The sequence below is a fragment of the Neobacillus sp. DY30 genome (assembly GCF_030123065.1).
GTDB lineage: Bacteria > Bacillota > Bacilli > Bacillales > Cytobacillaceae > Neobacillus.
In genome coordinates this window covers 1,805,440-1,823,095 of sequence record NZ_CP126093.1, presented here as the reverse complement: position 1 = coordinate 1,823,095, position 17,656 = coordinate 1,805,440, and the positions used below count along the sequence as shown (strand labels likewise).

18 protein-coding genes are annotated in these 17,656 nt (G+C 39.0%); 1 reads left to right on the top strand and 17 read right to left on the bottom strand.

The features are described from left to right. Positions 1-45: 45 nt before the first annotated feature. From fabG to QNH29_RS08970, 9 genes are all read right to left on the bottom strand, one after another. Positions 46-789: a 3-oxoacyl-[acyl-carrier-protein] reductase gene (fabG, locus tag QNH29_RS09010; RefSeq protein ID WP_283864460.1), complete on the bottom strand. Its 744-nt coding sequence runs from the start codon at positions 787-789 to the stop codon at positions 46-48. Continuing rightward, positions 786-1,733 carry an ACP S-malonyltransferase gene (fabD, locus tag QNH29_RS09005; protein WP_283864459.1) on the bottom strand — a complete coding sequence of 316 codons (948 nt, stop codon included), beginning with the start codon at positions 1,731-1,733 and terminating at the stop codon, positions 786-788. The genes fabG and fabD overlap by 4 nt, the downstream gene beginning before the upstream one ends. 14 nt (positions 1,734-1,747) lie before the next feature. Next, positions 1,748-2,752 (bottom strand): phosphate acyltransferase PlsX, encoded by a 1,005-nt coding sequence (plsX, locus tag QNH29_RS09000; protein WP_283864458.1) that lies wholly within the window; start codon positions 2,750-2,752, stop codon positions 1,748-1,750. Further along, positions 2,749-3,333: a transcription factor FapR gene (fapR, locus tag QNH29_RS08995; RefSeq protein ID WP_283864457.1), complete on the bottom strand. Its 585-nt coding sequence runs from the start codon at positions 3,331-3,333 to the stop codon at positions 2,749-2,751. Before fapR ends, plsX begins: the two co-directional genes overlap by 4 nt. A gap of 367 nt (positions 3,334-3,700) precedes the next feature. After that, entirely contained in the window at positions 3,701-5,749 is a 2,049-nt protein-coding gene (gene recG, locus QNH29_RS08990; protein ID WP_283865571.1) for an ATP-dependent DNA helicase RecG, read from the bottom strand. Between the two features lies 1 nt (position 5,750). Beyond that, entirely contained in the window at positions 5,751-6,629 is an 879-nt protein-coding gene (gene sdaAA / locus QNH29_RS08985) for an L-serine ammonia-lyase, iron-sulfur-dependent, subunit alpha (protein ID WP_283864456.1), read from the bottom strand. 26 nt (positions 6,630-6,655) lie between these two features. Then, positions 6,656-7,318, bottom strand: coding sequence for an L-serine ammonia-lyase, iron-sulfur-dependent subunit beta (gene sdaAB / locus QNH29_RS08980; protein ID WP_283864455.1), 663 nt, complete (start codon positions 7,316-7,318; stop codon positions 6,656-6,658). Between the two features lie 95 nt (positions 7,319-7,413). Then, positions 7,414-9,096 (bottom strand): DAK2 domain-containing protein, encoded by a 1,683-nt coding sequence (locus QNH29_RS08975; RefSeq protein WP_283864454.1) that lies wholly within the window; start codon positions 9,094-9,096, stop codon positions 7,414-7,416. A 36-nt stretch (positions 9,097-9,132) separates the two neighbouring features. After that, positions 9,133-9,495, bottom strand: a complete 363-nt coding sequence (locus QNH29_RS08970) for an Asp23/Gls24 family envelope stress response protein (RefSeq protein WP_283864453.1) — start codon at positions 9,493-9,495, stop codon at positions 9,133-9,135. Positions 9,496-9,742: 247 nt separating this feature from the next. Between QNH29_RS08970 and rpmB the strand changes: the two genes are divergently transcribed. Beyond that, entirely contained in the window at positions 9,743-9,931 is a 189-nt protein-coding gene (gene rpmB, locus QNH29_RS08965) for a 50S ribosomal protein L28 (protein WP_045515302.1), read from the top strand. 99 nt (positions 9,932-10,030) lie between these two features. Here rpmB and spoVM read toward each other — a convergent pair whose 3' ends face one another. From spoVM to rsmB, 8 genes are all read right to left on the bottom strand, one after another. Then, on the bottom strand, positions 10,031-10,114 hold the full coding sequence (spoVM, locus tag QNH29_RS08960; protein WP_035445740.1) for a stage V sporulation protein SpoVM: 84 nt from the start codon (positions 10,112-10,114) through the stop codon (positions 10,031-10,033). A gap of 94 nt (positions 10,115-10,208) precedes the next feature. Then, positions 10,209-10,856: a thiamine diphosphokinase gene (locus QNH29_RS08955; protein ID WP_283864452.1), complete on the bottom strand. Its 648-nt coding sequence runs from the start codon at positions 10,854-10,856 to the stop codon at positions 10,209-10,211. 58 nt (positions 10,857-10,914) lie between these two features. Then, on the bottom strand, positions 10,915-11,559 hold the full coding sequence (rpe, locus tag QNH29_RS08950) for a ribulose-phosphate 3-epimerase (RefSeq protein ID WP_283864451.1): 645 nt from the start codon (positions 11,557-11,559) through the stop codon (positions 10,915-10,917). A 1-nt stretch (position 11,560) separates the two neighbouring features. Beyond that, entirely contained in the window at positions 11,561-12,442 is an 882-nt protein-coding gene (rsgA, locus tag QNH29_RS08945) for a ribosome small subunit-dependent GTPase A (RefSeq protein ID WP_283864450.1), read from the bottom strand. Positions 12,443-12,483: 41 nt separating this feature from the next. Continuing rightward, positions 12,484-14,454 carry a Stk1 family PASTA domain-containing Ser/Thr kinase gene (gene pknB / locus QNH29_RS08940; protein ID WP_283864449.1) on the bottom strand — a complete coding sequence of 657 codons (1,971 nt, stop codon included), beginning with the start codon at positions 14,452-14,454 and terminating at the stop codon, positions 12,484-12,486. Then, on the bottom strand, positions 14,454-15,206 hold the full coding sequence (locus QNH29_RS08935) for a Stp1/IreP family PP2C-type Ser/Thr phosphatase (RefSeq protein WP_283864448.1): 753 nt from the start codon (positions 15,204-15,206) through the stop codon (positions 14,454-14,456). The genes pknB and QNH29_RS08935 overlap by 1 nt, the downstream gene beginning before the upstream one ends. 5 nt (positions 15,207-15,211) lie before the next feature. After that, the gene (rlmN, locus tag QNH29_RS08930) at positions 15,212-16,303 is read right to left on the bottom strand and encodes a dual-specificity RNA methyltransferase RlmN (protein ID WP_481858786.1); all 1,092 of its coding nucleotides are present in this window, start codon (positions 16,301-16,303) and stop codon (positions 15,212-15,214) included. Positions 16,304-16,306: 3 nt separating this feature from the next. After that, entirely contained in the window at positions 16,307-17,656 is a 1,350-nt protein-coding gene (gene rsmB, locus QNH29_RS08925; RefSeq protein WP_283864447.1) for a 16S rRNA (cytosine(967)-C(5))-methyltransferase RsmB, read from the bottom strand.

The window sequence follows — 17,656 nt, the reverse complement described above, 5'->3', positions numbered from 1 at the left end:
TTATAAAGTATATCAAAAAAATAATACACATACTTTGATAAAAAATTACATGACCATACCGCCATTAATGTGAAGGGTTTGTCCTGTAATGTACGAAGCGTCATCGGAAGCCAAGAATGCTGTCATTTTAGCAATGTCCTTAGGCTCTCCTAGTCGTGCCAGTGGAATCTGTTTTAACATCTCGTCTTTTACTTCATCCGATAATTTATCTGTCATATCGGTTGTAATGAATCCTGGAGCAATTGCATTTACTGTAATATTACGAGAAGCAAGCTCTTTCGCTGTCGTTTTTGTTAAACCAATAACACCTGATTTAGCTGCAACATAGTTTGCCTGCCCTGGATTTCCACTTACTCCCACAACAGAAGTAATATTGATAATTCTGCCAACACGCTGCTTCATCATTTGGCGGGTTACCGCTTTTGTACAGAGAAAAACTCCCTTTAGATTGATGTTAATAACATCATCCCATTCTTCTTCTTTCATTCTCATTAATAAATTGTCTTTTGTAATACCTGCATTATTGACAAGTATATCCAATTTACCAAAACGTTCTACAGTCTCTTTAACCATTGCTGCTACTTCTTCAGTATTGGATACGTCACATTTAATAGCAAATGCTTCTTTCCCTAGAGCTTTTATCTCATCTACTACTTCATTCGCTTTGCCTTCACTGCCAGCATAATTGACTGCGACATTAGCTCCCTGCCTTGCTAATTCGAGAGCAATTTCTCTCCCAATCCCTCTTGACGCACCTGTGACTAAGGCAACTTTCCCCACTAATGTCATAGATTCTCCTCCTTCAATGCCTCGATTACAGATTGACAGCTTTCCTCATCCGAAATCGAATATGTTTTGACACTACGATTAATTTTTTTAATTAACCCTGAAAGTACTTTTCCGGGACCAATTTCTATAAATGTATCTACACCTAAATCTATCATCTTTACAACAGAATCTTCCCATAACACAGGGGAATAAAGCTGCTCAATTAAATTTTCTTTTATTTCATCTGCCGTAGTCATTGGATTTGCAGACACATTAGCAATCACAGGGATATTCGCATCTTTCAAATCAATTCCATTTAAAACCTCACGTAATTCGCTAGCTGCGGGCTTCATTAATGAGGAATGGAATGGTCCGCTGACCTCCAAAGGAATCGCTCTTTTTGCACCGGTTTCTTTTGCTCTTGCACTTGCAAGTTCAACGCCTTTTCTAGAACCCGAGATAACAATTTGACCAGGACAATTTAAGTTTGCCAGGGAAACTGGGAAGCCAGAGTCACTAACTTCAGCTGTTACTTTAGAAAGAGGTTCACGGTCAAGCCCTAAAATGGCTGCCATTGTCCCTTCACCATTTGGAACAGCTCCCTCCATAAATTCCCCTCTTTTTCTCACAACATAGACACCATCTTCAAAGGTTAATGCACCAACAGCTACAAGAGCTGTATACTCACCAAGACTATGTCCAGCAACATAATCAGGCTTAATCGCCGCCTTTTGAAATCTTTCTAGAATGGCCAAACTGGTTGTTAATAAAGCTGGCTGCGTATTTACTGTTTTTGTCAATTCTTCTTGAGGTCCTTCGAAAATCAGCTTACTTAATTCAACTGAAAGTTTTTCATCTGCTTTTTTAAAATATTGCAATACCTCAGGATACTGCTCAGCAAGCTGCTGTCCCATTCCAACTGTTTGTGAGCCCTGTCCTGGAAATACAAACGCAATCTTTCCCATTTCCGCACCCCTTTTTAAACTTCTATTTTAGATGTTTTCTCGTTTTCGATCGACTTTTTGATGAGACCCACTACATCCTTTTCAACCATTTCCCTTGTTTGACGAATTGCACTAAAGATAGCTTGTCCGTTAGAAGAACCATGTGCTTTAATTACTGGCGCCTTTAAGCCAAATAGGCCAGCACCGCCATACTCTGAATAGTCCAATGTGTTTTTTAAGACTTTGAATTCTGGCTTTAACACGGCTGCAGCAAGTTTACTTTTAAAGCTGCTCATTAATGTCGATTTTAGCATTTTAAACATGGATAGTGCTGTACCCTCAACTGTTTTTAGCACCATATTGCCAGTGAATCCATCCGTTACAACGACATCTGCTGCACCGTCGAGCAAATCCCTGGCCTCTACATTGCCTACAAAATTTACGTTTGCATTTTTTAAAAGTTCAAATGCCTGTTTTGTTAGGTCAGTCCCTTTCTTTTCTTCCGTTCCGATATTTAGAAGACCAACTCGCGGCTTAGCTATCCCTCTAACCTTTTCACTATAAATAGACCCCATGATAGCATATTGCAACAAATGCTCAGGCTTGGCGTCTACATTCGCACCAACATCTAATAATAGGAAACCCTCTCCGCCAATAGTTGGCAAAGTAGGAGTAAGCGCCGGACGGTCAATGCCTTCAATCCTGCCAACTACAAATAATCCAGCAGCCATTAATGCACCTGTATTTCCTGCTGATATACACGCGTCTGCGTTTCCATCGGCTACTTGCTGTGCAGCAAGTACCATCGAAGCATTTTTCTTTCGGCGGACTGCCCTCACTGGTTCATCTGTTCCAAGGATCACCTCGGATGTATGTAAAATGCTAATACGTTCTTGCTTCGTTAAGTATTCTTTAATTTTGGTTTCATCCCCGACTAGGGTTATATGTATATCTGAAAATGCTTCTATAGCTTTCATTGCACCGATTACGATTTCTTTAGGAGCATGGTCGCCGCCCATTGCGTCGATCGCTATTTTCATCTTTTCTCATCCTTTAATGATTTTTCTGAACGGTACATTTCGAATTCGCCTTTAAACACAAGCTCGTTATTAACATAACTTGTTACTTCAACAATTGTCCTGCCAATGCCATCATCTATTTTAACAACTTTTGCTTTGGCAATCACCCGCTCACCTTGCTTTACTGAGCGCTTAAATTGTATATTCGCTTTTGCTGTTAATGCCAATTCATCATTTATGACCGCTACTGCCAGCGAATTTGCCTGTGCGAAAACATGGTGTCCGCGAGCAATCTTGTTCCGAATAAAGACATGCTCTTCTCTGACATCAAAGATTGAAATAGCACTCTGATCTAAATCAATATCAATGATTTCTCCAATTACTTCTTCTAGCGGTAAGGAACGAACCTCATCTTCAAATTTTTTCTCTGCAACATATTTTATCCTTTCCCGTAATTCTGGAATTGATAATTCCAACCGATCAAGGCGAATGGTTTGCACACTAACTTGAAATTTTTCTGCAAGGTCTTCGTCGGTAATAAATGGATTTTCTTTAATTGTCTCTTTTAACAGTTGCTGCCGGTCTTTTTTTGTTCTTCTCATATCACACACCGTCCGAGATCTTATGACTAGGTACTAATAGTAGTATAAAATTAGAAAAAGCAGATTGCAAGAATAAGTTTTTTATTCTTGCAATCTGCTCCCTATAGTTTTATAAATGGCTGTGTTATATATTCCTGTTGATTTCCACTCCAGGCACTTCGCTTTCCGCGGGCGTGCCGGGGAGCCTCCTCGGCGCTACAGCGCCTGTGGGGTCTCCCCAGCCCCGTACTCCCGCAGGACATTGAATTTCTTCCTCGAATTCGCCCACGCACGAAGAAAATGCGTTAGCATTTTCGAGGAGTCTTCGTGCCTTCCGTTCCAATCAACAGGGTGCATATTAAAAATTAGCATTAACACAGCCTATAAATTAATCCAGTTTTTCTCCTTCTAACACACCTGTGTCTTCTAGCTGGTTTCTTAGGTATTCGTATTCTTTTGCGGTCCAGAAGGTTTTGGATTGGATCATTAGAGCTGCGTCATTTCTGGCGGTTTCGAGTGTACGGTAATCATGAACCATGTCTGCAAGTTTAAATTCAGGGACCCCGCTTTGTTTTTTTCCAAAGAAGTCCCCGGGTCCTCGTAGTTCAAGATCCTTTTCACTCAGAACAAAACCGTCATTTGTTTCGGTCATGATTCGCATTCTCTCTTGACCAACTTCTGACTTTGGATCTGCTAATAAGATACAATATGATTGGTCACTGCCTCTGCCTACCCTTCCGCGAAGCTGGTGGAGCTGGGAAAGCCCAAATCTTTCAGCATCATAAATGACCATCATCGTAGCATTCGGAACATTCACGCCTACCTCAACTACTGTGGTTGAAACTAATACCTGTACTTCATTGAAACTAAACTCTTTCATAATCATATCTTTTTCTTCTGAGCCTAACCGCCCATGCATCAGTCCAACCTTATACCGATTTTGAAAGTGATGGGATAGAGTAGTGTGAACGTCAATGGCATTTTGAACATCCAGCTTGTCAGATTCTTCAATCAACGGGCAAATCACATAGGCTTGATGACCCTTTATTAGTTCCTTTTCTATAAAAGAAAGGACTCGTCCCAACATTTCCGGTTTTGCCCAGTAAGTTTCTATCGCTTTTCTGCCAGCAGGCATTTCATCAATGATTGATACATCCATCTCACCAAAAACGGTTATCGCAAGCGTTCTAGGTATCGGTGTAGCCGTCATGAACAGGACATCAGGATTTTCGCCTTTTTCCCGTAAAACCCTCCGTTGTTCCACCCCAAACCGATGCTGCTCGTCGGTTATGACAAATCCTAGTTTTTTGAAAGTCACCTCATCTTGTATAAGGGCATGAGTCCCAATTAATATATCTACTGTTCCTTCAGATACATTTTGAAGAATTTCTCTTCTTCTTTTCCCTTTAACCGAGCTTGTTAATAATTCACTCTTAAGACCAAAAGGTTCTAATAAACCACTAAGTGACTGAGCATGCTGTTCTGCTAGAATTTCCGTTGGTACCATCAATGCTCCTTGAAAGCCTGCCGTAACACTCGCATATAACCCAATGGCTGCAACCACCGTTTTTCCAGAACCGACATCCCCTTGCAGCAGTCGGTTCATTCTCATAGGGGATTTTAGGTCGTTAAGAATTTCCGAAACGACACGACTCTGTGCATTGGTCAAAGGGAAAGGCAATGACTGAATAAATTTCTCTACCTTCGTCTCTTGATAATTTTGCGCAATTCCAGGTGAATGCTCTCGTTCAAATTTCCGTAATGCCTGCATTTTTAACTGAAATAACAAAAATTCCTCATAAACTAAGCGGCGGCGAGCCTGTTTTACATCCTCCTGATTAACGGGAAAATGCATTGCTCGTAAAGCTTCGTTACGGTCTAGCAGGCGATACTTTTTGACAAGAGTTAAGGGTAAACATTCCTCGATAAATTGACCGAATTGTTGAAAGGCAATCGAAATAAACTTCCGCATTCCCTTCGTGGTGATTTTACCTTTCAGTGAGTATACAGGTTCAAAATCTTTTGTTTTAGTATTTTGTCCAACCTGCATTTCATTAGCTGTAATCGTTTGCCGGTGCGCGTCCCATTTACCCGTAACTGTAATGGTTTCATTCATAACAATTTTTGACTTTAAATAAGGCTGATTAAAAAACACAACCTTAATTAGATATTGTCCAACAAACATTCGAATCATCAACTTTGATTTCTTACGGCCAAAATATGTAAGAGAAGGCTCGCTATGAACCTTCCCTTCTACAGTAATTTTCTCATCATGCTTTACCTCTGAAAGTTCACGCAGCCGATAATCTTCATAACGGTATGGAAAATACTCTAATAAATCTAAAACCGTAAAGATTTTCATTTCTGCTAAGCTCTCAGCCGTTTCTTCACCAATTCCCTTTAACACTGTAACTGGCTGTTTTAAATATTGATTCACTTTATACGCGCGGAATACCGAAGATCTTAGCTTCGAGTTCACGACCTGTCGGAGTTGCCGCCAACCCTCCCTGTGCTGTTTCTTTTAATGCTGTCGGCATTGTTTGTCCTATTTTGTACATGGCATCAATAACTTCATCACAAGGTATTCTGCTAGTTATACCTGCTAAAGCCATGTCTGCAGCTACCATCGCATTGGCTGCTCCCATAGCATTTCTTTTTACACATGGCACTTCGACAAGACCGGCAACAGGGTCACAGACAAGACCAAGCATATTTTTTAATGTAATTGCCATTGCTTCCGCACATTGTTCTGGAGTTCCACCTGCCATTTCAACAATAGCAGCTGCAGCCATTCCTGAAGCAGAACCCACCTCCGCTTGACAGCCGCCTGCTGCACCTGAAATCGAAGCATTGTTTGCTACAACAAAACCAAAAGCTCCTGCTGTAAATAGAAATGCCACCATTTCCTCTCTAGTTGGATTTAATTTTTCTTTCACAGCAAATAACGTGCCAGGCACCACTCCTGCTGAACCAGCAGTTGGTGTAGCACAAATGGTTCCCATCGCTGCATTAACTTCATTTGTTGCTACGGCTTTGCTTACTGCGTCAAGTACCGTTTTGCCTGATAAGAAGTTGCCTTTTTCAATATATTTTTGTAATAGAACCGCGTCACCGCCGGTTAAACCAGAGTGTGATTTAACTCCTTTTATCCCCCGTTCAACTGCTTCTTCCATGACTCTTAAATTGCGGTCCATAAAAGCAATTACTTCTTCCCGGGTACGTCCGGTGACGTCCATTTCCTGCTCAATCATAATTTCTGAGATTTTTTTATTTTTACTTATAGCAAGCTCAACTAATTCTGCAACATTTCGAAACAATTGCCTTCCCCCTCGGTGTTTCTATATTAGTCCACTATCTTCGTTACTTTCAGTATGTTTGGTAATTGTTCTAGTTCTTGAAGTATTTTATTTTCAATGTTTTGGTCTACTTCAATGGTCATAAGAGCAAGCTTTCCTATTTCTTTTCTTGAAACTTCCATATGTCCTATATTAATTTCGTATTTAGCCAGCACATTTGAAACACTTGCAATAGCACCGAAACGATCATTATGAACGACTAAAATTGCCGGATGATTTCCTGATAATTTCAATTCAAAACCATTTAATTCAGTTATTTCGATTTTACCGCCGCCGATTGAGATTCCGACCAGCTCTAATTCACCTTTATCGTCGCCGATAATTACTCTGGCTGTATTTGGATGATCCGTAATGGCCTCTTCTTCAATAAATCGAAGTTTAATACCCCGTTCCTTCGCTATATCAATTGCCTTGATTATTCTTTGGTCATCCGTATCAAAATCTAACAAACCGCCAATTATCGCAACATCCGTACCATGCCCTTTATACGTCTTAGCAAACGAGCCGTATAAAGATATATTTGCCCATTTTGGTTCCCTGCCAAATAAACTCCTGGCAACTCTGCCAATTCTTGCAGCACCAGCAGTATGCGAGCTAGATGGCCCAATCATCACTGGTCCAATTATGTCAAACACGCTTCTATATTTCATCCGTCTTCTCCCCCTAGGACAAATAATCTATTATGGTTATCCATCTATATTTATAACACAGAAAAAAGAAGGGTTTCCCCTTCTTATTTTATCACTTATTCAATGGCAAAGATAAATGAATATAATGGTTGTTTTCCATTATGAAGTTCAACCTCTACGTCTTCGAATTTCTCTTCGACAAACGCTGTTAGTGCATTTACTTCATCCTCGGTTACGTCTTCACCATAAATGATGGTTAAAATTTCCGAATCCTCATCTACCATCGCAGCAAGCAAATCTTCCGCAGCTTTTCTTTTATCTTTATTTTTGACAACAATTTTACCTTCTGCAATTCCCATGAAATCATCTTTCTCAATTTCTAGCCCATCGATTTGGGTATCACGAACGGCAAAGGTAATTTGGCCCGTTTTTACATGCTGCATTGCATCTGTCATAGCAGCCTCATTTGCTTTCACATCTCCAGCTGGATTAAATGCTAAAAGTGCAGATAAACCTTGAGGGACTGTTTTAGAAGGGATTACATAAATTTCTTCATCTGATACATCAGCTGCTTGCTGCGCAGCCATAATAATGTTTTTATTATTAGGAAGAATAAATACTTTTTTCGCATTCACTTCTTTAACGGCTTTGACAATGTCTTCTGTACTTGGATTCATCGTTTGCCCGCCCTCAATTACCGCATGTGCACCGATACTTTTGAATAATTCAGCAATTCCAGAACCCATCGACACAGTAACAATTCCGTACTCCTGCTGTTCTTTATGAACTTGAGGTTTATCTGAAACTAACGGTGTTTGTGTTTCTCCAACAATATTGGAATGTTGCTGTCTCATGTTCTCAATCTTAATATTGATTAAGCTTCCGTACTTCTGCCCGTAGCTTAGACAATCACCAGGCTGTTCAGAGTGAATATGTACCTTGACAACCTCGTCATCAGCTATAACTAATAAAGAATCACCAAGTTTACTGAGATCATTCCGGTAAACCTGTTCGTCAAATGGATGTTTTGCCAACTTGGCATCTTCAAACTTCACCATAAATTCTGTACAATAGCCAAAGACTATATCTTCCGTATTTATATGGCCTTGAACACTTTTATGGTGTTCCGCGCTGATCATTTCGTCCATTGAAGGATAGGCTTCAGGTGAATCCGGCAGTTTCTCACCTTTCAGTTCAGCAAGGAATCCTTCATATACAAAAACAAGCCCCTGTCCACCGCTATCGACAACTCCAACTTCTTTAAGTACCGGAAGCAGGTCTGGTGTACGCTTAAGTGATGCCTTCGCTTCTTTTAAAACTTCTTCCATAATTTCGATGATATCGTTCGATTTTTGAGAAGCCTGAAGACCTCTTTTTGCCGAATCCTTTGCAACTGTTAAAATCGTTCCCTCTACCGGTTTCATTACTGCTTTATAGGCAGTTTCTACACCAGATTCTAACGCAGATGCAAATTCTTTACCAGAGATGGCTGCTTTGCTTTCAATTGCTTTTGAAAATCCACGAAATAATTGGGAAAGGATAACCCCGGAGTTACCTCTAGCCCCCATAAGCAACCCCTTTGAAAGAGCCATTCCTACTTTGCCTATATGTTCCTGAACATTATTCTTTACTTCCTTTGCCCCAGAGGTCATTGATAAGTTCATATTAGTTCCAGTATCACCATCGGGCACAGGAAAAACGTTTAATGCATCCACCATTTTTGCATTGGCACCTAGATGATTCGCACCTTGAATCACCATCTCTGCAAAACGTTTTCCATCTAAAGCTGTTATAGACACAAACTTTCCTCCTCTACTAGCGGTTCGTTACACCACTTACGGGTTCGTCACACGAACTCCCTGAACGTAAATATTTACCGAGTCAACGGCAAGTCCAACGGTCTTATCAAGTGTGTATTTCACCTTTGATTGCACGTTATGAGCAACCTCGGAAATCTTTGTACCATAGCTGACAATTATATACATATCAATATGTACTTGCTCATTTTCTTGGCGAACAATAACTCCACGAGTAAAATTTTCTTTTCTTAAAATTTCTGTAAGACCGTCTTTTATTTGGCTCTTTGATGCCATACCGACAATTCCATAACAATCGATAGCGGCACCTCCAGCGATGGTAGCGATTACTTCATTTGAAATATCAATTTGTCCGTACTTAGTTTTTAATTCGATGGACATGAATCGTTCCCCCTTTTGGAAATTGCTCCTTGACTAAAGTCATTTTACTATAGTAAAGAAAAATTTGAAAGCGATACTTTCTTCTTATAGTATTTACAAACAACTATGATGCATGTCAAGGTATTTTTCTTGAAACGTTTGTTAATCACTCTTGCATTCAAACTGGTTGTATGATAAATTATTAAAGTATCTTTAGACAATAACGTAAATGCTGTATAAAGCTTTGGGTATTAAGGAGGGAATCATTATGCCACGTAAATGTGTTGTAACTGGAAAGAAAACTACAACTGGTAACGCACGTTCTCACGCTATGAACGCTAACAAGCGTACATGGGGTGCTAACCTACAAAAAGTACGTATTCTTGTTGATGGAAAGCCTAAGCGTGTTTGGGTTTCTACAAGAGCGTTAAGAGCTGGTAAAGTAGAACGCGTTTAATATGTCAGGGCATCCTTATAAGGGTGCCCTTTCTTACTATCTTTCACTCATTTCTCCAAAATAAAAAAGCACCCATAAAATAGGTGCTTAAAGCATACTCTATTCATTCTTTTTAAATGCACCAATCATCGCTCGGACAAGTCCACCTAAAAACTTTGGCAGTTTAATTGTATAAAACTTCATTATGTCCCTCCTCACCATCTCACACATCTAACTTCTCTCGTACGCCCTTACTATTTTATTCAAACGGACGAAATCAGTACCTCTTAATTAGGAATTAATCATTACTTCTTATCACTAATAATATGCCTTGCGAAAATGAAAAAGTACCATAATCACTAATAAGTTCGTTACTAATACATAATGTCGATCCGATTGAAATATGACGGTTATTTAACGGATATTTAAAACCCTCGAGGGTGAGACCCGCTACGTCAAGGGTTAGAGGAACAAAAGAAATATACCTTTTATCTGCCCTCTTTTCAATTTTATAACTTCCGGGCCCTTTTAATGATAAAATATTTTGATTATCAATAAGTACAATATTTATATGTTTTTTTTCCAATACTGGTTTGACCATTAAGTGAACATTTGCAAAGAGATGGTCTAATCTCCCTCCAGTGGCTCCAAATATTCGAATTAAAAAAGCTTCTTGTCTTAAGGCCCAATTTAAAGCGAGCTCCATATCTGTTTCATTTTTTTCGGGCTTATACCTCTTCATTTCCTTTACATTACCTTCAATTATCGTCATTTCTTGATTGGTAACTGAATCAAAGTCTCCAAAAGCTATAACAGGGTTAATATTCTTCTTTATAAGTGTGTATACCCCTCGGTCGACTCCAACCCAAATGTCATGTTCAGTAGAATATTCATGTAAATCAGGAAGAAGTTCTTCAGGACCACCTGCTAAGATATTTATATTCACCTAGTATCCCCCTTTTCTGCTATGCAAAAAGCCAGCATTTAGCCGGCTTTGTACATTTTTATCCTCTTAATAATGAGATCGCTTCCGCGTAGTCCTCTTGATCATAAATAGCTGATCCAGCTACAAGAACATTTGCGCCTGCCTCGACACATAGTTTTGCAGTTTCAGGGTTTACTCCACCATCTATTTCGATTTCAATTTCTTTTCCAATTGAGTCTGCCAATTCCTTTACCTTCTTTATTTTTGGCAGGACTTCAGGTATAAATTTTTGACCGCCGAAACCTGGATTAACAGACATTAACAACACCATATCAATATCTTTAATAATATGCTGAATGGTATCAACAGGAGTTGCTGGATTCAATACCACGCCTGCTTTAACTCCAAATGATTTAATATGATGAATTGTACGGTGAAGGTGCCGGCATGCTTCAACATGTATTGTAATATAGTCTGCTCCTGCTTTAGCAAAATTTTCAATATATTGATCAGGATTATCAATCATTAAATGAACATCCAGTGGAAGCTTTGTAACAGGTCTGATTGCTTCCACAACTAATGGTCCGATTGTAATGTTTGGTACGAAATGACCATCCATCACATCAACATGGATATAGTCGGCCCCAGCCCTTTCAACTGCAGCGATTTCTTCACCTAATTTGGCAAAATCAGCAGAAAGGATGGAAGGTGCAATTTTCAACATTTTAATACCTCGGCTTTCTATCTTTTATTTCTTGAAGGAAATCAACATAATGTTGATAACGATATTTTGTAATGGTTTGTGACTCAACTGCGTCTTTTACTGCACATTTAGGTTCACTAATATGTAAACAGGCTCGAAATTTACAATTTTCACTTTCACGTGCAATCTCCGGAAAGCAATGAGTTAACTCCTCAGCTTCGATCTCGGTAAATTCCAACGAACTAAATCCCGGTGTATCCGCAATTAGACCATTACCAACACTAATTAATTCAACATGACGTGTAGTGTGCTTACCTCGGCCTAAATGTGAGGAAATATCGTTGGTTTTCAGGTCAAGTTCAGGTCGTAACACATTTAAAAGTGAGGATTTTCCAACACCTGATTGACCAGCAAAAACGGATATTTTATCTTCAACATGCGGAGTTAAACCTTCTATGCCAGCTTCTGTTTCAGAAGAAGTAAGTAATACTTCATACCCAATATTTCTGTATTGTTCAGCATATTCATTAATGGCCAGCTTTTCGTTGTCATTTGTTAAATCCATCTTGGTTATGCAAATAAGAGGTTTAATATGATTATATTCCACAAGGACAAGGAAACGGTCTAATAGAACGGTACTAAATTCAGGTTCGACAGCGGAAAAAACAAGTATGGCCTGGTCGACATTTGCAATTGGCGGACGAACCAGTTCATTCTTCCTTTCCTTAACTTCCATAATATAACCATCACGTTCATTTTCGGCCTGAAATACGACTTCATCACCGACAAGTGGTGTAATTTTGTTTTTACGAAACACACCTCTTCCCCGGCATTGAATCATCACTCCATCATGCAGTACGTAATAAAAACCACTTAATGCTTTTACTATTTTCCCTTCAGGCATAGCCACACTCCTTGCCTTTTCTTAGCATTACAATTTTTGTATTAAGACTCTGGATAATTTACAGACTTTTCCTCCACTACTGATCCATCAACATTAACCAGGTACCTTGCTTCGCCTTCAAATGGAACTAATAGTTCTATTGTTGTTTTGGTCGTTACCTCAATCGTAAAGTTATATGCTGGAGTATTGATATCGCGATTTACATCTTGAATGTATATAAGCACATTTTGCTTTTGATTAGGTTCCGTACCTGTATACTGAATGGTAATATCAACAGAAACTGGCTTAGGAGGTTTTTCTTCTTTTCCTTTTGAAATAACAACTGAAACAGTTTCACCCTTTTTCATCTCTGTTCCGGCCTCAGGTGACTGAGAAATAATATTTCCAGCAGGAATAGTATCATCATACCTCTCTTCAGAGATAGCGAGATTTAGACCGACTGATTCAACATAAGCCTGTGCACCTTTAGTATTAGATTGTTTTAAGTCTTTTAGAGTGATTTTTTCCTGTCCCTTACTAACCTTAAATTCTAAGACAGTTTCTTCGGGGACTACTTCTTCTCCGCTCGCTGGACTTTGACTTAGAATGGTACCTGGTTCACTATCATCAAAAACCTCAGTTATTTCAATATCCATAAAGTTCTTATTTTCTAATATGCGAATCACATCATCATATTTACGATTAGTGTAATCCAACAATTCAAATTTTTCTTTCCCAATACTCACATATACAGCGATTGAGGAATTTTCCTTTACGGTACTTCCTTCTTCGGGATCGGTTTTTATTACTCTTCCCTCTTCTATTTCATCATGAGTGCTCTCAATTTCTTCATCCACCTGAAGACCAGCAGCTTCTATTTCAGCGATCGCATCTTCTAATTCCATACCGCTAACATCAGGGATGGTAATATCTTTAGGTGCCATTAATTCTGGCAGTACGGTGACAGTAAATAGCCCTAATAGTGCTAATATGATAAATGTAGAAATTAATATAATAGACCACTTTTTACGTTTTTTCTGTTTTTTGTGTTCTTTCCCGTTATGAGCGGAAGCAACATTTCCATTATTTTTATCCTGACTATGTATTAATGTCTCATCAAGATTTTGAAATGGACGTTCATTTGTGATTACTGGGATTGCTTTCGTTGCATCATCATCAATTGGAATATTAAATTTTGCTTCATTTAGTCTCTCCGAGTCAAGAGCCGTTCTTAAATCGTCCTCCATTTCATCTACACTGTTATACCGATGAAAGGAATCCTTGGCTGTCGCCTTTAACACAATATTTTCAACACTTTGTGGAATGTTCGGATTCCACCTTCTTACAGAGGGAGTTTCTGATTGCAAATGTTTTAATGCAATTGAGACTGCAGATTCACCAGAAAAAGGAAGTCTGCCAGTTAACAATTCAAACATGACAATTCCTAGGGAATAAATATCAGATTTTTTATTTGCCATGCCTCCACGCGCTTGTTCAGGTGACAGATAGTGTACAGAGCCCAAAACAGAATTTGTTTGAGTGATACTTGTGGCACTAAGTGCCATCGCAATTCCAAAATCGGTTATTTTTACATTTCCAAAACGATCTATAAGAATGTTTTGAGGCTTGATGTCCCTATGGATAATATGGTTTTGATGAGCGTGAGAAATAGCAGATGTCAATTGTTTCATAATTTCAATCGTTTCTGCAACTTGTAACGGTGAATTCTGTTGTATGTATTGTTTAAGTGTTTGGCCTTCAACATATTCCATTACTATATAATAAAGATCATTTTCTTCTCCAACATCATAAATACTTACAATACTAGGGTGAGCTAAACTTGTCGCAGATTGTGCTTCCCTGCGAAACCTGCGAATAAATTCTTCATCGTTAGCAAAATCGAGGCGAAGCATTTTCACGGCTACATCCCGGTCAAGAATCATGTCGTGGGCTAAATAGACATTTGCCATCCCGCCGCCGCCAATCATTTCTAACACTTTATATCGACCGCTTAAACGTTTTCCAATCAACATTATAAATCACCCTCGCCGGTATCAGAAAACTCTACAATCGCCAGTGAAATATTATCCTCGCCGCCACGATCATTCGCAATCGAGATGAGCAAATTTGCTTTTTTCTCTAAATCATCTTCATTTTTTAGGATCTCAGCCATTTCTCCATTACTTACTTTGTTCGAAAGTCCGTCAGAGCATAATAAGAGGCTGTCTCCTTCTTCAAATGTAATGGTTTTAAAATCTATAGAGACATTCAGTTCAGTTCCAAGAGCCCGCATGATAACATTCTTTCTAGGATGATGTTCGGCGTCCTCTTTAGAAATTTGCCCTGTGCGAACTAATTCATTGACTAGAGTATGATCTTCAGTTAGTTGCTGAAAGCCCGATTCATTTAATATATAACAACGGCTGTCTCCAACATGTGCAATGGTAGCAAAAAGATTAGTTGCTATCACAGCTTCAATTGTTGTACCCATTCCATCACATTCATCATGGGTGTTGGAATGGTCAAATAGAATCCTATTCACTTGAATAATTTTTGTTTTTAACCATTCTTCTGCCTGTTCTGCCGTATGAATCCTTTCAGTTTCCTCCCACATCTCTTTTAAAGAAGTTAATGTCATTGTACTAGCAACGTCACCAGCACGGTGACCGCCCATACCATCAGCTACAATGGCAAGGCGCTGCCCGTCCCGATTTAAGAATATACCAACACTATCTTCGTTATTCTTTCGAATTCTCCCTACATCCGTCTTATACACAGCTTTCAACGCTGTCACCTCGTCTCTTCTTTTCGCTCCTTTGCACGAAGTTGTCCACATGCTGCGTCAATGTCGTGACCTTGCTCCCGGCGAATGGTTACATTAATCCCGCGATTTTTAAGTGTTTTTTCGAAGGCAAAAATCTTATCCTTAGGGGTACGTACATAGTCCCTTTCTGGAACATAATTAACAGGAATTAGATTAACATGGCATTTTAGACCTTTTAACAAGGAGGCTAATTCTTCCGCATGTTCAACAGAATCGTTAACGCCGCCAAAAAGACCATATTCAAAACTAATTCGACGTCCCGTCTTATCGATATAGTACCGTACAGATTTCATTAATTCATCTAGTTTATATGCTCTGTTGATAGGCATTAATCGAGACCTTAATTCAGTGTTAGGTGCATGAAGTGAAATCGCAAAATTAATTTGCATATTTTCATCTGCGAACTGATAAATTTTTGGAACGATACCGCTAGTAGATACTGTTATATGACGCGCACCAATCGTTAATCCTTTTTCATGATTAATAATTTTTAGAAACGACATCATATTATCATAATTATCAAAAGGTTCACCAATACCCATAATAACTACTGAACTGACACGTTCTTCTGTTTCGTCAAGAGCCTGCTGTACGGTTACTACCTGTGCAACAATCTCACCAGCTTCTAAATGGCGCTTTAGCCCGCCAAGAGTAGAGGCACAAAAGGTACACCCGATTCGACAGCCGACTTGTGTGGTTACACACACCGAATTACCATAATCATGGCGCATTAAGACTGTTTCTATAGAGTATCCATCGTGCAGTTCAAACAGAAACTTAATGGTACCATCCGAGGAAGATTGTTTAATTACCGTTTTTAATGTGGTGATTTGAAAACTCTCAGAAAGCTTTTCACGTAAACTTTTTGATAAATTATTCATATCTTCAAACGAAGTTATTCTTTTTTTATACAGCCAGTCATAGATTTGCTCTGCCCTGAAAGGCTTTTCACCATTGTTTGTCAGCCAATCCTTTAGCTCATGAAGCTGCAGGGAATAAATTGAAGTTTTTTTCATATCCAATGTTGTATTGTTCTCAGTTGTATTTAATTGTTCCAACTGTTACACCTTCTTTCTTAAAGCTGCGATAAAGAAACCGTCGGAGCCTATGTCTTGGGGAAGTATTTGTAAAAAACCATCTGTTACCAGAGACTGGATTGCCTCAGGCATTCGATTTTTTAATGAAGCATCTGTCTCAAATTCAGGATGCTCTTGTAAAAATTTTAGGACAGTACCTTCATTTTCTTCTTTATCTACTGTACACGTACTGTAGACAAGAATTCCACCTTTTTTCACCAAAGATGATACGGAGTTTAGTAAATTTTGTTGAATGGTACTTAATTGATAAAGATCTTGTTCTTTCTTGGTATACTTCATGTCCGGTTTCCTTCTCATAACACCAAGTCCTGAACATGGAGCGTCGAGGAGAATCCTGTCAAAATATTCATCCTGAAATTGTTCTCCCGCATTGCGTGAATCCATTGCGATTGTCCTTATATTGCCCAAACCTAACCTTTTAGCATTTTCATTGATTAACTTTACTTTATGTTCATGTAAATCAATGGAAATGACACCGCCAGTTAATTTCATTGTTTCAGCGATATGCGTGGTTTTCCCTCCTGGAGCAGCACAGGCATCTAAAATTAATTCATTTTCACGCGGAGCTAATGCATAGGCAGTCAGCATAGAACTTTCGTCTTGTATCGTAATCTTGCCCTTTTTAAATGCACTGGATAAAGCTAAATTTCCTCTTAACGCCCTGATTGCTTCAGGAATAATAGGACTTTTTTCAACTAGAAACCCTTCTTCGTCAAGATCTTCAATTACTTCACGGACAGTCGTTTTTGTTAGATTTACTCTCGCTGTCTGCAGTGGAGCGGTTAGATTGACCTCACACATTTCTTTCGTTCGATCAAAACCAAATTGATTAACCCACCTCTTTACGAGCCATTCTGGGTGGCTGGTTTCAATAGATAGCTTTTCAATTGGATTATTCACTTCATCTAAAGATGGAAGTCCCTCACGCTGAATACTTCTAAGTACACCATTAACCATCCCGGCAATACCTTTATGACCACGCTTTTTGGCGATTTCTACTGCTTCAAAAATAGCAGCTCTATCTGGAATTTTATCAAGGTATACCATTTGATAGAGTGTTATCCTTAATAGCTGGCTCACCCAATTCTCCAACTTTTTACTATTTTTTATAAAGGGCTTTAAATAGTAATCTAATGCCATCCTTCTCTGTAATGTTCCATATGTTAACTCTGTTAACAGACCGATATCGATAGAGGGAATATTATTTTTTTCAATGGTACTATTCAGCAGCAGGTTACTGTAGGATTGGTTCTTTTCAATGGTTTCGAGTAACTCAACTGCCGCTTCACGTACATTTTTCTTTTTATTCTTCAT